The 14,429-nt window shown below is 33.0% G+C and carries 14 protein-coding genes and 1 pseudogene; 6 read left to right on the forward strand and 9 right to left on the reverse strand.

The window, feature by feature from the left end; translation table 11 throughout:
• Positions 1-151: 151 nt before the first annotated feature.
• Positions 152-916, forward strand: a complete 765-nt coding sequence (locus tag CIT01_07985; protein ID AXV38140.1) for a 4-vinyl reductase — start codon at positions 152-154, stop codon at positions 914-916.
• A 19-nt stretch (positions 917-935) separates the two neighbouring features.
• On the opposite strand, the gene CIT01_07990 is transcribed toward CIT01_07985, so the two are convergent.
• The 3 genes from CIT01_07990 to CIT01_08000 form a co-directional block, all read right to left on the reverse strand.
• Positions 936-1,400 (reverse strand): tRNA-specific adenosine deaminase, encoded by a 465-nt coding sequence (locus CIT01_07990; GenBank protein ID AXV38141.1) that lies wholly within the window; start codon positions 1,398-1,400, stop codon positions 936-938.
• A gap of 36 nt (positions 1,401-1,436) precedes the next feature.
• Positions 1,437-4,025, reverse strand: coding sequence for an ATP-dependent helicase (locus tag CIT01_07995; GenBank protein ID AXV38142.1), 2,589 nt, complete (start codon positions 4,023-4,025; stop codon positions 1,437-1,439).
• 75 nt (positions 4,026-4,100) lie between these two features.
• On the reverse strand, positions 4,101-4,847 hold the full coding sequence (locus tag CIT01_08000) for a phosphoesterase (GenBank protein ID AXV38143.1): 747 nt from the start codon (positions 4,845-4,847) through the stop codon (positions 4,101-4,103).
• Between the two features lie 259 nt (positions 4,848-5,106).
• On the opposite strand from CIT01_08000, the gene CIT01_08005 reads away from it, so the two are divergent.
• The 3 genes from CIT01_08005 (at position 5,107) to CIT01_08015 (ending at position 6,352) form a co-directional block, all read left to right on the forward strand.
• Complete coding sequence (locus CIT01_08005; protein ID AXV38144.1) at positions 5,107-5,691, forward strand: PBS lyase; 585 nt, start codon at positions 5,107-5,109, stop codon at positions 5,689-5,691.
• 29 nt (positions 5,692-5,720) lie between these two features.
• On the forward strand, positions 5,721-5,939 hold the full coding sequence (locus CIT01_08010; protein ID AXV38145.1) for a hypothetical protein: 219 nt from the start codon (positions 5,721-5,723) through the stop codon (positions 5,937-5,939).
• A gap of 68 nt (positions 5,940-6,007) precedes the next feature.
• A complete protein-coding gene (locus CIT01_08015; protein AXV38146.1) occupies positions 6,008-6,352 on the forward strand; it encodes a hypothetical protein in 345 nt (114 codons plus the stop codon).
• A gap of 42 nt (positions 6,353-6,394) precedes the next feature.
• Here CIT01_08015 and CIT01_08020 read toward each other — a convergent pair whose 3' ends face one another.
• The 4 genes from CIT01_08020 to CIT01_08035 all read right to left on the reverse strand — a co-directional run bounded on the left by CIT01_08020 (position 6,395) and on the right by CIT01_08035 (position 9,918).
• On the reverse strand, positions 6,395-7,735 hold the full coding sequence (locus CIT01_08020; protein ID AXV38765.1) for a glutamine synthetase: 1,341 nt from the start codon (positions 7,733-7,735) through the stop codon (positions 6,395-6,397).
• Between the two features lie 107 nt (positions 7,736-7,842).
• Positions 7,843-8,640 carry a carbon-nitrogen hydrolase gene (locus CIT01_08025; protein ID AXV38147.1) on the reverse strand — a complete coding sequence of 266 codons (798 nt, stop codon included), beginning with the start codon at positions 8,638-8,640 and terminating at the stop codon, positions 7,843-7,845.
• Between the two features lie 95 nt (positions 8,641-8,735).
• A complete protein-coding gene (locus CIT01_08030) occupies positions 8,736-8,945 on the reverse strand; it encodes a hypothetical protein (protein ID AXV38148.1) in 210 nt (69 codons plus the stop codon).
• 94 nt (positions 8,946-9,039) lie between these two features.
• The gene (locus CIT01_08035) at positions 9,040-9,918 is read right to left on the reverse strand and encodes a hypothetical protein (GenBank protein ID AXV38149.1); all 879 of its coding nucleotides are present in this window, start codon (positions 9,916-9,918) and stop codon (positions 9,040-9,042) included.
• A gap of 264 nt (positions 9,919-10,182) precedes the next feature.
• Between CIT01_08035 and CIT01_08040 the strand changes: the two genes are divergently transcribed.
• Positions 10,183-11,031 carry an AAA family ATPase gene (locus CIT01_08040; GenBank protein ID AXV38150.1) on the forward strand — a complete coding sequence of 283 codons (849 nt, stop codon included), beginning with the start codon at positions 10,183-10,185 and terminating at the stop codon, positions 11,029-11,031.
• Positions 11,032-11,066: 35 nt separating this feature from the next.
• A pseudogene (locus tag CIT01_08045) lies at positions 11,067-12,208 on the forward strand (VWA containing CoxE family protein).
• A gap of 150 nt (positions 12,209-12,358) precedes the next feature.
• On the opposite strand, the gene CIT01_08050 reads toward CIT01_08045, so the two are convergent.
• Positions 12,359-13,069 (reverse strand): hypothetical protein, encoded by a 711-nt coding sequence (locus CIT01_08050; protein ID AXV38151.1) that lies wholly within the window; start codon positions 13,067-13,069, stop codon positions 12,359-12,361.
• A 599-nt stretch (positions 13,070-13,668) separates the two neighbouring features.
• Positions 13,669-14,268: a phosphatase PAP2 family protein gene (locus CIT01_08055; GenBank protein AXV38152.1), complete on the reverse strand. Its 600-nt coding sequence runs from the start codon at positions 14,266-14,268 to the stop codon at positions 13,669-13,671.
• Positions 14,269-14,429: the final 161 nt, after the last annotated feature.

Raw genomic sequence — 14,429 nt, forward strand, 5'->3', positions numbered from 1 at the left:
TATGTTAACAGCATTATTTATAAATTATGCTTATTTTGTTCGGCTGATTATGAACATTCTATCTGGATCGAACAATAGTATTTATATGTTTTCAAGATCATAATTTAATAAAAAAATTTTAACTAAGAGAGATAACTAAGAGAGATTCTTCATGAATAGTTCTAATAACGAAAAATATGCTAATAATACCCAAATAGAATTATTTGCTTCATCAACAGGGATAGTCGCTATAAAAAGTCCTATGAGACTTAAAATTTTATCAATGCTTAAAAATAATGAATTAAGCTTTGATCAAATTGTGTCCAATTCGGGTAAAGTCAAGTCAACAGTTTCTAGCCATCTAAAAAAATTGGTAGAAGATGGAATAATTGATTCAAAAAAAGACCCTAAAGATGCTAGGAAAAAGATTTTTTATATAAAATCAGAATATTTAGGAGAATTATCCCAAGTAAATCCATTTAAAGACGAAATTGAAAACTATGTATCCAGTTATCTATCCAAAGACGGCGATCCATTCGAATTTTTTAGACTAATGTTTAAAACCATCAGGATGGGTTTGATCAGTCAAGGGATCAATATTGATCCCATACTTCATGACGCAGGAATAAGAGTAGGAAAAGAACTATACCCACAACTGGCAGATGAAAAATTAGACCAATTTTTAGGGAATATTGCCACATTTTGGGATGATCATAAATTAGGTAGAGTGGAAGTTAAAAATATTAAACCGTTAGAAATCAATGTATATGATTGTTTTGAGTGCAGAGGACTTCCTAACCTGGGTAAACCTGCATGTAGTTTTGATGCAGGAATATTAAAAGCTCTTTTCACGGAATATTTCAAAAATAATGTTCTTGTTGATGAAACCAAGTGTTATGCCATGGGCGATGATCACTGCTGTTTTGTAATCGAATAAATTTAATTTTTTTATTCGTTTAAAATTTTTTTTTCTCTATACAAATATCTTCTTGCCATAATCTAGGATTTTCCTGGATAAAATTGCCCAGCATCAATTTACAATATTCAAGGTCCAGGTTTACTAAATTTACACCATTTCCTTTTAAATAATCCTCAGGACCCCTAAAATTTTCATTTTCGCCAATAACCACTTTTGGAATCTTATATAATAATATGGCCCCGGAACACATTTCACAAGGAGATAAAGTGCTGTACAATGTGCATTGTTGATAATCCTCTGCTTTCAACCTTCCAGCATTTTCAAAACAACTCATTTCTGCATGTAATATAACAGAACTATTTTGAACACGTCTATTGTGTCCCCTACCAATAATTTGACTATTTTTAACCAGTACAGAGCCAATTGGAATTCCACCATTTTTCAGTCCTAATTCAGATTCTTTTATAGCCTCGTCCATAAAATAGAAATCATCTTTTTTCATCTTACTCCTCTCTAAAATGTTCTATTAATTTGAAATTTAGGGATTTTTTGTTGATATTTCATTGATAATAGCTTGATGCATCCTTTTTATAAATTCCATTCGTTCTTCATATTTTAAAACATCCAGGTAACTCTGGGCCACCAGATTAAAGGCAAACGGGGAAGGTATTTTGGTATCAATCTGGTTGATCTCCATTTTACCAGTTTCTATTAATTCCAATACTTTTTTAGCATTTTTAACATCCATATAATCTTCCATAACCTCTCTTCGAGCTTCCTTTAGAATTGAAAAATTTTTATCAATCTCTTTAATAAAACTCAATAATATCTTCCCTTTAACTTGTTGTTTGGATACACTTTTTTCTTTACCTTTATAGCGTCGTAGAATCATTAGAGATCTTCCAGCACAATGCCGAAACCGTCCTGCAAGTGTTTCAGTCTTATCAATGGCTTCAGTCAGTATTTCTTCTATATTTTCTGAGCTGAGTTCACTGAATGATTCAAGACCACCAATTTTCCCTTCAGAGCTGAGATAAAATCCATTATCTGATACAGATATCATCACATCTCTCCTGTATTTTCGGGCGATAATGTAAGCTACAGCTCTAGACAATGCATCGTTCACCCTTCTACCAAAGAGTGTGTGGAAAACCACGAATTTCCGGTTACCGAATCCAGTGTAAAATTCAATAAGCAAATTTTTAAGGCTGGGGATCTGGGCATACAAGTACTGTTCCTGGAAATAATTATAAATGGAGTTGGCTGAGTTGAAATCAACATAAAGGTATTCATGGATAAAATCTATTATTTCTTCTTTAGTTCGCCCATATCTAAATTTACCTTCCATAATTGATCTAAATCTTTGTATTGACACTGCTAAATCAAATGCTAGAGGCAATTGTTCGGAAAACCAGGAAGGTATGGTGGGAGGTCCAGATGAAGGGGTAACATTTACCACCATGCCCCGGGCATAGTTGAAACGATAAATCCGCCCTCCCAGAACAAAGGTGTCACCTTTCCTGAGTTTTTCCATGAAATCTTCCTCGACGCGACCTACAATCTGGTCCTTCCACTTAACTACTGCAGCTGATCGATCAGGAATAGTACCGATGTTGGTAGAATAAAGCATCCTGGCCAATTTTCCCCTTTTTCCAAACATGTTCTGATCATAATCAACCCAGATCTTGGCGTATACATATCTATCCTCCAGACTGGTGTATTCCCCGGCAAGGTAACTCAAGACACTTAGATAATCATTTTCAGTTAAATTTCTAAAACAATAACTGCTCTTTATTAGGTAAAATGCATTGTCTATATCCCATTTGTCCTCGATGGCCATGCCGTAAATGTGCTGGGAGAGAACATCCAGACAGTTTTGGGGAATATTGATCTCATCAATTTTTCCTTCCAATGCATTTTTAAGGATGAGGGAACATTCCACCAGATCATCACGGTCAACCACAATTAAACGGCCCTTAGATTTATCATGAAGCCGGTGTCCACTTCTCCCAATACGCTGTAAGGCCCTTGAAACTGATTTAGGCGAACTTAAAAGAATTACCAGGTCAATGTAACCTATATCTATTCCTAACTCCAGAGAAGTTGATGAAACAACCACCTTCAGCTCACCTTTTTTTAATTTATTTTCTGCTTCCAAACGCAGTTCCTTGGAAAGGGATGAATGATGGGCCATTACATTTTCATCATTGTATCTATCCTCAAATCTATTTTTAAGATTAAAAGAAACGCTTTCTGTTCCACTACGGGTGTTAGTAAATATTAAAGTGGTCTTGTGACTGCTTATTAGATCATCTAAAAGATTATACATAGCAATGTTGGTTTCATTAGGATCAGATTCAATAATGTCCTTTACAGGCGTTAGAACTTTCATGTCCAGCTTTTTTAGGTAATTAACATCCACAATTTTGCATTTACGCACCTTACCATAATCATATCCTACCAAAAACTGGGCAATCTTTTCAAGGGGATGTACCGTGGCACTGAGGCCAATGCGGGTGAACCTTCCGGCAAGATTTTGAAGTCTCTCCAGGCTCAAACTTAAGTGCACTCCCCTCTTGTTATCTGCCAGGGAATGTATTTCGTCTACAATCACGTATTTAACATCTTTTAATTTATCCCGGAATTTAGGAGCACATAAAAGGATAGAAAGAGATTCTGGGGTGGTAATTAAAATGTGGGGTGGCTTTTTAAGCATTAATGATCTCTGGTACTGAGTGGTATCACCAGTACGAACCGCTTTTCTGATTCCCAATTCCCTTCCAGAGATTTCTTCAATTTCAGATAATGGTTTTTCCAGGTTCTTTTCAATATCATTATCCAGAGCTTTAAGTGGAGAGATATAGATACAGTAAACCTTGTCTTCTAATTTTTCTTTTTCTGCCAGAGTTGTTAATTCACTTATAATGGATAAAAAGGCGGTCAGTGTTTTTCCGGAACCAGTGGGGGATGAAATTAAGGTGTTTTCGTTACTGTGAATGTGGGGAATGGCATATTTCTGTGATTCTGAAAAGGTTTCAAAATTATCTTTAAACCATTTTTCAACCCAAGGATGTAATATTTCATAGATTTCCTTATCTGAGTACTTTTTTGTCTGTTTTTCTATCATTTCCATCGATTATGTAAGTTTTTTTATTCAAATTTTCTTTATCATTTACAAAAATAATCAGGATCTTAAGGAGTATTATGGGTAAAAATCGTCATTAAATGATAATATATCTTTTATTTTATTGAAATGAAATATTTCAAAGTTTTCAACGGCAAAAACCTCAAATTCTTGCATTGATTTTAAATCTAAAAAAGGAGAAAGTAGTTTTTCATGCAATATGTCTGATCCTTCGGTTACAAAATTAAATGAAGGCATTACAATCAGTTTTATTTCCTTCCACTCACCCTTCAGGAAGCACTTGATCTTCTCTAAACGCTCTCCACTTCTAAGGCCGATACATGGATGTTCATGACCTATGATTATAATAAAATCTTCGAATTCTTCTGGATTTGGAGGCAGTTTATGACCGTGCATCAACACGTAATTTCCAATAGAATAAGTCTCATGAACTTCAAGATCGCATTTTTTGGCTATGAATCGGGTAAAATTGTCGTGATTCCCTTTTATTAAAATTATTTCCCGGAAATTCTTTTTCAAAAACTCGAGGAAATTCAATACTTCTTTCCATTCCTGCTTACTTATCTTACCAAACTCATGCTTTAAGTCACCATTTATAATAATGGTATTTACCTTTTCCAGATTTATACGGCTAAATATCTCTTCTAAACGAGTTATAATTTTCTCGTACTGAAATTTTGGAACCATTACACCTTCAGCATTTAAGGCCTGTTCATATCCTAAGTGTAGATCAGAAATAATTAAATTATTTTCAATTAAAATGGCCAAATCAATAATCTTGGCATTATATATTTCATCTTTCATAACTTTTCCTAATTTTATTTGATAAGTTGATTTATTATTATTGTTATAAGTTATTGGTGATAGATATTTTTCTGAAGAAATTTAATAAAGATAAATTTTTTTGTAGTGGACATTGATCAATATTATAACACCATAAAAATTGATATAACAAAATAATTAAATTTCATATAAGACAAACTATTAGACAAATAGAACTCAAAATTGATCTTTGTTAGATTACTGTTTTGAATAAAAGTAGATATGATATTAAGGTGTAAAAATGAGTGATTCTAAGGTTATAGATGATAATGAACTTCAAACCCTAATAAATAATCTTAAAAATCCAGATAGTAACGTCAGAAAAGAATCTGTTGACAAGTTAGGTGAAACTAAAGACAAAAGAATTATTGAACCATTAATCTCGGTTCTAAACGATGAAAACCACCAGGTCAGATTTAAAGCTGCAGAATCCCTGGGAGGTATGGGAGAACCAGCAGTTGAACCTCTCATCAAGACCTTAAAAGAATGTGAAGGGGAATCTAAAAGATTTGTTACCTTTGCCCTTAAAAAGATTGGAGATGCCAATGTGGTAGATCACCTAATACAGTCCTTAAATGATGAGGATTGGGGTGTTAGGAAAGTTGCAGCCAGATCTCTTGGAGAGTTAGGAGATAAAAGAGCTGTCGAGCCATTATTTGAAGCTTTAAATGATGAGGATTGGGGTGTGCAGCTTGCTGCTCTTCGTTCTCTTGGTGATTTAGGAGATGAACGGGCCATTGACCCTATTAAAAAAGCCAGAAGAAAAGGTGACAAAGACTTTAAAAAAGCAGCTAACAAGGCATTAAAAAAGATAGGTAAAAAATAATCATTAAAAATTAATGGGGGTTTTTTTAAATGAGTTGTTACATCCGGCATTTAAAGGGTTTTCTATCAGATCTGGGTATTGAGCCACAAAATAAAGAAGAACGTAAAGCAGTAGATCTCTTTATAAGAGAAGCAATAGGTAAAAAAAGCGGCGATAAATGCAACGAGGTATGGAAAGAAGTTAAAACAGTGCTCCAAGATGATTCTAAAAAAGGATTACTGGCCACTCATTTAAAAGACAACTACTAAGTCTAAATTTCACTTTTTAATTAAATGATTTAAGAGTGATTCTAAAAAATGAGCAAGGGGGATAACTTATTAAATATCAAGTGGTTTTTCATTTAGATGAAGATGAAGATTATCGTGCTAATCTCACTTTCAATAATCTTGAAAATCTTTTAGCTGATCTGGGCCATGATGATGTTGAAATTGAATTAGTTACATATGCCCGTGGAGTTAACATCTTAAGAAAAAATTCCGTCTATTCTAATCGGATTGAAAAATTAATCAACATGGGTGTAACTTTTGCTGCCTGCCGTAACACCACCCGAGCCATGAATCTCCAAGAAAAGGATTTGATTGACGGTGTGGTAATTGTAACGTCAGGTATAGGGGAGCTGGTTCATAAACAGGCCCGGGGATGGTTATATGTTCGTCCATGATAAAAATTAAAATAATTACCTCTATCACTATTATCTCGTCAATTAATACCGGTCAAGTAATATATTCACTTCTTCTTCAAATTTAAGATTCTTAAAGAATTCATATTCTGCCTTTTTAACTGCAAGATATGCTTTTGAAAGATTTTCACCCATTGCATCCATAATAATTTTATCTTTCTTAAAATGAGTAATAGCTTCTTTTAGACTGGAAGGAAGAGGTTTAATCTCAGAATTTGTAATATTATCTTTGTTTAAATTAACAGGGTCAACTTGTACCGGCTTTGTCAGTTCTAATTTATTTTCAACTCCATCCAAACCCGCGGCAATAATGGCACCCAATGCCAGGTAAGGATTTGATGATGCATCCAGAGTCTTAACTTCAAAATGCTTAATGGTTTGATCTACTTCAGTTACAACCCTTATAGCTGCTTCCCTATTATCAAAACCCCAACACTGAAAAGCACCACACCAACTTTGAGGCTCTATTCTATGATAAGAATTGGGGATGGGTGTGGTTATGGCCATTAACGACGGTAAGTGATGTATTATACCTGCAATAAATCTCTGAGCAGTATCAGACAATTTTAATTCAGTATTTTTATCATAAAGAACATTTTTACCCTCATTCCAGATACTTAGGTGGAGATGACACCCACTACCGGCCCGGTTCAGATCAATTTTAGGAAGGAAGGAAGCAATTAAACCGTGTTGATAAGCAATGGATTTGACTGTCTCTCGAAAAGCGATCTGATTATCAGCTGCTTCAAGTGCATAAGCATACTTAATGGTGATTTCTTGCTGTCCGGGTCCAGATTCAGGATAATACTGTTCTACAGTTATCCCTTGTTTATTCAAAGAGTCTATGATGTGGTTTATGACGTCATAATTAATATCCATTGAATATACTGACGCAAATAAAGTATTTTCTACTGGTTCCAGTCCATTATTTTCCTTTTTCAGTAGATAAAACTCATTTTCAAATGATGCCTTAACCTGTAAACCCTCTATATTTGCCTTATCAATCATTTTCTTTAAAAATCCTCTTGGACAGTATTCCCAAGCACTTGAATTTTTAAACATATCTCCCATTACCCGGCCCTGCCCGGGGGCATAGCTTAAAGGAACAAAACTTTCCAGGTCACCTTTTAAATAAATTTCGCCGACAGGAGTTAAACCTGCCTCTGGCACAGGACCGTCATACATTATCGGTACAGCCTGTTGTGCCTCAGATATGCTGGTATAAACCTCAGTTTCATCTGATGATCTAAAGTTGATTAATTTTCCTCGTATCGTGTTGGCATTATCACACCACACAATACGAAGAAAATTTATATCAGAGGGAATATTTTCCTTATTTTTTTTATTCATTGCATGATCCCCTATTTCCATTGTTTTACGCTTACAATCAGTAATTAAAATATTATAGTTTAATGAAATTTATTTTTACTTATTCTGCCTAATGATTTCTTATAATTTAGAATTGGTACTCACTACTTTTTTATAACATCGTAAATATCGGTTCTACGATTTTTCAGTAGAGGAAGTTCACTGCGCACTTTTTCCACTTCAGAAAGTTTTAAATCAGCGTAGATTATTTCTTCTCCTTCTCCAGCACAGGTAATAACCTCTCCCCAGGGACCCACAATCATAGAATTACCATAAGCCACATAGGATAAATCCTCGTTTCTAGCAGGGGAGGCAGCTACAACAAAAACCTGATTATCAACTGCCCGAGAACGGGTGAGAACTTCCCAGTGGGCCGGGCCGGTTTTCATATTAAATGCACCAGGTACTATAATTAAATTAGCTCCATTTAGAGCCATTAAACGGAAAATTTCTGGAAATCTAAGGTCATAGCAGATTGCCACTCCAATTTTACCGTACTTACTATCAAAAACAGTTACTTTATCTCCAGCAGAAAGAGTATCTGATTCCATAAAATATATACTTCCAGGGATATTTATATCGAACAGATGAAGCTTTCTGTGGACGGCTATAACCTTGCCTTCTGGATTAAAAGTAAAACTAGTATTATAAATACGATCCCCTTGGGATTCAGGTATAGATCCAGCGATTATATAAACTCCACAATCTCCTGCAACCTCTGAAATTTTTTTTAGAGTCTTACTATTGGATTGTTCTTCAGAATATTCTACAAATTTCTGGTTATCATAGGGACAGTTGAACATTTCCGGTAAAATTACCATGTCAGAACTGTTTTTTCCAGCTTTTTTTATCATTTGCACGGCTTTTTTAATATTTTTATCTTTATTATCCACAACTTTCATCTGACAAACTGCAATTTTAAGTTTTTCCGTATTAAAAGCCCCTAGATTAGTTTATATAAGTAAATTAAAATAGAATTTAGGGAATAAATTCCCTTTTATTTTCCATATTTCATCCCAAAGGGTACCCATAGTAGTACTGTTACTGCGCCGACAATGACTATGGAAATAATAAAAATGGCCAGATTCTGGAAAAAACTGAAGTTAGTAATGTAAAAGAAAAACCATATACTTAAAAATACTAACCATCCCAATCCTAAAAATACAGTTAATAAAACTCTCCAAACTTCTGGTTTTGGTTCAGACATATTTTTACCCACCTCTAAAATCATTAAATTTTTTTCTATATTATTGTAAAGTATTTTGTATTACTTAAATATTATAATTTTCTTTCTTTTAAAGTTAGATTAACTGAAAACATGCATACAATAAATTTTCAGTCATATTATAAGCTTTAACATAACTGGTTAGGTGTGGCATCTCATATACAAATGCTTTATATCCATTGACAGCCAGAGGTTTAGTAAATAGGGTATTAGATGTGCTGGATTCACTGCTGTTACTTGATTTATAATATCGAAAATCGTAGATTGATCGATTCACATTTTCTGCAAGCAATACTGAAGATTCATCCATCTTAGGCGTGGCTATATAAAATCCTTCCCCATAACCAGGTGCATGATCATGACAAACAATGACCAGGTCATAATCTGATTTTAATATGTCTGGTAAAATATATCTGGCTGCAAGCTGTTCTCCATTACTTCTACCTTTATTGTAATCCAGTGGATTCTTTCTCACATCTATGGAATAGTGAACCAGTTCCTGATTGGAAGTTAGATGTAAATCTTTCACTAAATTATCCACAACCTTAATTGATAAATTCTCACGGGGATGGATACCGGTTACCAGAACGATTGTCTTTTTTTCTCCAGAAAATGCAGTTACAGGGGAATATACCTCTTTTGTGACGATACCTATATCATCTCTGCCAATGATTTCAGTATGAGAATTATATTCTAAACTGGAATACATAGAAGCAAATATTAAAGTAGGAACTAGAATAATGGATAAAACCAAAATGTACTTTTTTTTAATGGATTTTTTAGTATTATAATTATATACGTCATTATCTGATTCAACAGCACGGTTAAAATAATCTTCCAGATTATCGACGTATATAAGCTGGCCACCACAATTACAACTATCAAAATCTTCTATTGATTCTCCTTCCTGGATCTGGTAATATCCATTACAACTTTCACAGATCAAATAAGGCATATCACACCATTAATTAAATATTGTTCATCAAAACCTTTTTTATATTCAGCTCTGAACTGTTAAATATTATTGTTACAGTAATATATTATTAAAAGACATTTAAATGTTTTATGGGAAGATAAAGAAATATTAAAAAATTATTAGTTGGTTAAAAATTTGAATATCATATTGATAGGTTTTAATAAAATTGATCCATTAAAATAGTTGTCAAAATAAAATAAATTCATTGAAAACTTATGTATTGAACATTAAAGGAAAGTAATTATGAATTCAGTAGAATTAGATTTGGATGAGATAAGCGGTGCATTAACTAAAAATAGATATATACCTGATGATAAAATTGCCACCATTATTTTTTTATCTTTAAAACTACAAAAACCGATTTTAATTGAAGGACCTCCTGGTACTGGTAAGACTGAACTCCCAAAAGCTATTTCAAAGGCTTTAGACAGAGATTTTTACAGGATACAATGTTATGAGGGTATAACATTTGAACAAATTGTAGGGGAGTGGAATTACCAGAAACAGCTGCTTCACCTTGAAATGTCCCGGATAAAGGATTTAGATGAAGATGTTTTTAATGAACAATTTTTCATAAAAAGGCCATTATTATCGGCTTTTATCAACAAAAAACCGTCTATAATCCTGATAGATGAAATTGATAAGGCAGACGAGGAGGTTGAAAGTTTTCTTCTACAGGCCCTGGGAGAAAAACAGATAACTGTTAATGATCTAGGTACATTCGATCTGCAAAATGATTTAATGGTGGTGATGACCTCCAATTCCCAGAGAATACTTTTAGATGAAACTAAAGACCGTTGTTTATATTTATATATTGATTATCCTTCATTTGAGAGGGAAATAGAAATTGTAAAATCACAGGTGCCTGGTGCTTCCGATGAATTAATAGAAAAAGTGGTAAGTATCATCCATAAAATCAGGGACCTGAATTTACTTAAAAAACCGTCTATAAGGGCCACTATTGATTGGGTAAAAACACTTTTAGCTTTTGACAAAGATGAACTGGATGATGAGACTTTAACCCGGACTATGGGAGTAATCGTAAAAAATCAGGAAGATAAAGAAAAAGTATCCAAGCAGATATTCAAATAAAACTTTCAATCCATTTACAGTCTAAGTGAAATTTTATGAAAAATATTGTTGAATTTTCTGGACTTTTGAGGAAAAACGGTATCCCTGCAAGTATAAGAAGCACCCAAACAGCATTAGAAGCATCAAAAGTCATTGATGATAGTGAGAACATGTTAAGGGAGGCTCTGGCTTCTATCTACATCAAAGATCAAAGGCAGAGAGACAAATTTGACAAGTTATTTGACTCAGTCTTTGTTGAAGGCACCCCACAAGATGATGAAAAAGATGAAAAATCATCAGAAGACGATGATTCCAAGGTAAAACGTTTTATAAAAAAGTATAAGGTTTCTTTGAAAACTCAAGATACTCAAACTAAGATTAAAGACGTAAAAATTAATGAAATTGATTATAATCCCTCACTCAATGATTATGTTAATCCAGAACCCACAGATGTGGAGTTGCTGGAACAGGATATAACCACCCTCACTTCATTTCAACCGGAACTATATGACTTATGCCAAAAACTTGGAAGAAAAATTGCCAATAAAAGGGTTAGAAGACTTAAACAATCGAAAAATAAGAAACCAGATATTAGAAGAACCATTAGGAAGAATTTGAAATATGGTGGTACGTTAATTGATCTGGTGAAAAGCAAACCTAGAATAAAAAAGAGCAACCATTTCTTTCTAAACGACGTAAGCGGCTCCTGTGACTGGATAAGTAACTGGTTTTTTTTCTTAATATACAGTGCTCAAAATTCATTCCACAAAGCAAGGGTCTTTGATTATGATAACAAAACAGTGGAGATAACATCAGCATTAAGTGAATCCAGCCTATTGTCAGCTTTTATTAAGGTTAGAGAATCAAGACAGAAAAACTTGATGATTCATGGAACCTCCAACATGTACCAATCATTCAAAAGCTTTGTTGAAAAGACTAATCTAAATAATAAGTCCAATGTTATAATTTTGAGTGATTGCAGAGATTGGGCCGGCCCTAAATCAGACGGAAAACCATTAAGCGCAGATATAATTGAAGACATGGTAAAGAGGTCTAGGAAAGTTTTTATCCTGAATCCAGAGCCAAAAAACAAGTGGAATGTAGTAGACAGCTGTGTATCTTATTATGAAGATGCTGGAGCCAATTTTTCGAAGTTAGGAATCTAAACCAGCTGGCAGAATTTATCTCGGAAATATAAAATAAAACTTAACTTTTCAATATCCACATTAAAAAAGGAAAAAAATGGTTTGGTATTCTAAAAAGTTGGATTATGGTGCAATTAACCCAACTAATTAAGAATCCTATTGTAGTTATATAAATTTCTGGTGAACTTTTCATTTAGTGTTCATTAAATCTGTTTAACATCACCTTGTCCATTTATATTTTGTTTAATTGTTGGATTTCCTGAATATGAAACTTTTCCACTACCAGTAATATTTATTTCAAGGTTTTGGCTAGTATTAACTTCAGCAGAACCTGAACCATCTATAGTTATCACCGTTTTTTCACTTTGCAGATTTTTGGTTTTATATTCACCAGAACCCTCAATATTTATGTTCTGACTACTGGTTTTTCCAGTCAACTCAATTTTACCAGATCCTGAAATACTGGCTTTCAAATTATTTGCAGTTAAATTTTCTATGGCACTGGTTCCTGAACCACTAATACTCAAATCTAAATTGTTAGTATTAATATTTGAACCTTCGACTTTACCGCTTCCAGAAATTTCAATAGAATTAATGTCTTTAACCGTTACATAGACATTTATGGGCTTGGTGGGGCGGATCATTGAAGAGGCCCCTTCATGACTGATCATCAGTTTATTACCGGTGACCTGGGTTTTTATGTCGGATATAATATTATCTTCTGCTTCTACTTCTACAGATTCCACATCGCCCTGTTTTAAAATGAGGTTAATGTCTCCATTTAAACTGATCTCTTTAAAACCAGATAAATCCCTGTTTTCTTTAACTACATTTCCAGATCCAGTACCTACACATCCTGAGGCCATTACCACCATAATTAATATTCCAATTATTCCCCATAACGATTTTTTCAAATTCAACACCCCTTATACTTTTTTATTAACCCAATAACTTCTTTTTATACTGTATATTATGTTATGGCCCTTATAAATTTGTTTAGTTTTAATTGCAAGGTCCACTATTTAAATAGTGACCATGAAGACAAAATTAGTCAGTAAAGTAAAACTTATCTTTTTTATCAAAAACTGATTCTCCTATAGTAATATGTTGAGTAAATAGTATATATTTATTACTAATTATTATAGGGAAAACATTATTGAATTGTTATCAAAAGAAGGAGAAATTAAAATTAAAAGGCTAGGTGAAGGAATTATCTGGAACGGATCTTAACTATGTTAGCAGCCATCCTAATCTATTGAAAAAATTTAATTCTGGGAGGAATTCTGTTTTTAAGAAAATGAGTTACTTAATGATACGAGGGAAAATAATAAGCTATGGAACAATCTTTTGAGATAATAAAAAAATTCGACAATACAAGATTAATTATTATTCAAAAAATTACATTGTATCAATCTAAAAACAAAAAATACGTGAATTATCTAATCAAAATAGGTATTATTACAATATTGGTTATGCAAAATAAAAAAAGTTTTTATTGTATTCGTATTAATTATTATCTGTAGTACTTTTTCCAAATAGTTTTAATCCAAGTAGTAAGTAGTTTTTCATATTTTAAAACGATCATTGCAGATGCGACACCAATGATTGCCCCGCAAAGTACGTCAAGTGGATAGTGTTCTCCAACATATATCCTTGAAAATGATATGATAGCAGCAAAGACCATTAATGGGTAAATGAGTCTGTATTTATTGTCTCCAAGATTAAAATTGTATTTTAATCCAATAATAGTTGCAATGGCAAATGAGGAAGCTGCATGAGAGGAAGGAAAAGCGTAACTGTTATTTGGAGAAACTAATAAATTTACATTGCTTAAAGTTACAGATGGTCGCGGTTCAGCAACACCAGATTTTAAAATTTCAACAACGAACTTGGCGAGAAACAAGGCAGTTAAACCCAATATAGCAACTTTTTTTGCTTTTTTACCACCAAAAATTAAAAGAAGAAAACAAAACAAAGTCCAAGCATAAAAGCTTCCAAAAATACTAATAAAGGGCATTGTAATGTCCAAAAAAGAGTTATTTATCCCTGAATTAATATAATAAAATAGATTAAGGTTTTGATTCATTATTTCAGAAATTAAAAAATCATACATAATTAAACCTAGCTAAGGTTATTTTGTGTGTTCATATTTTTAATTATTATGGGGATTATGGTGTGTGCTTTTTCAAAAATAATTGATAAAATTGGAATTGAATTATAAAAATTTAATATAAGTGTTTAGGTTTTTATTTGACTCATTGGAATATATTTAAT

It is taken from the genome of Methanobacterium sp. BRmetb2 (assembly GCA_003491285.1).
Taxonomy (GTDB): Archaea; Methanobacteriota; Methanobacteria; order Methanobacteriales; family Methanobacteriaceae; genus UBA117.

Bases quoted from the DNA above. Each gene is read 5' to 3' on its own strand.
- CIT01_08030 (AXV38148.1), bottom strand. From the start codon at position 8,945: ATGTCTGAACCAAAACCAGAAGTTTGGAGAGTTTTATTAACTGTATTT.
- CIT01_08055 (AXV38152.1), bottom strand. From the start codon at position 14,268: ATGTATGATTTTTTAATTTCTGAAATAATGAATCAAAACCTTAATCTA.
- CIT01_07990 (AXV38141.1), bottom strand. From the start codon at position 1,400: ATGAAAAAAGATGATTTCTATTTTATGGACGAGGCTATAAAAGAATCT.
- CIT01_08025 (AXV38147.1), bottom strand. From the start codon at position 8,640: ATGAAAGTTGTGGATAATAAAGATAAAAATATTAAAAAAGCCGTGCAA.
- CIT01_07985 (AXV38140.1), top strand. From the start codon at position 152: ATGAATAGTTCTAATAACGAAAAATATGCTAATAATACCCAAATAGAA.
- CIT01_08000 (AXV38143.1), bottom strand. From the start codon at position 4,847: ATGAAAGATGAAATATATAATGCCAAGATTATTGATTTGGCCATTTTA.
- CIT01_07995 (AXV38142.1), bottom strand. From the start codon at position 4,025: ATGATAGAAAAACAGACAAAAAAGTACTCAGATAAGGAAATCTATGAA.
- CIT01_08040 (AXV38150.1), top strand. From the start codon at position 10,183: ATGAATTCAGTAGAATTAGATTTGGATGAGATAAGCGGTGCATTAACT.
- CIT01_08005 (AXV38144.1), top strand. From the start codon at position 5,107: ATGAGTGATTCTAAGGTTATAGATGATAATGAACTTCAAACCCTAATA.
- CIT01_08035 (AXV38149.1), bottom strand. From the start codon at position 9,918: ATGCCTTATTTGATCTGTGAAAGTTGTAATGGATATTACCAGATCCAG.
- CIT01_08010 (AXV38145.1), top strand. From the start codon at position 5,721: ATGAGTTGTTACATCCGGCATTTAAAGGGTTTTCTATCAGATCTGGGT.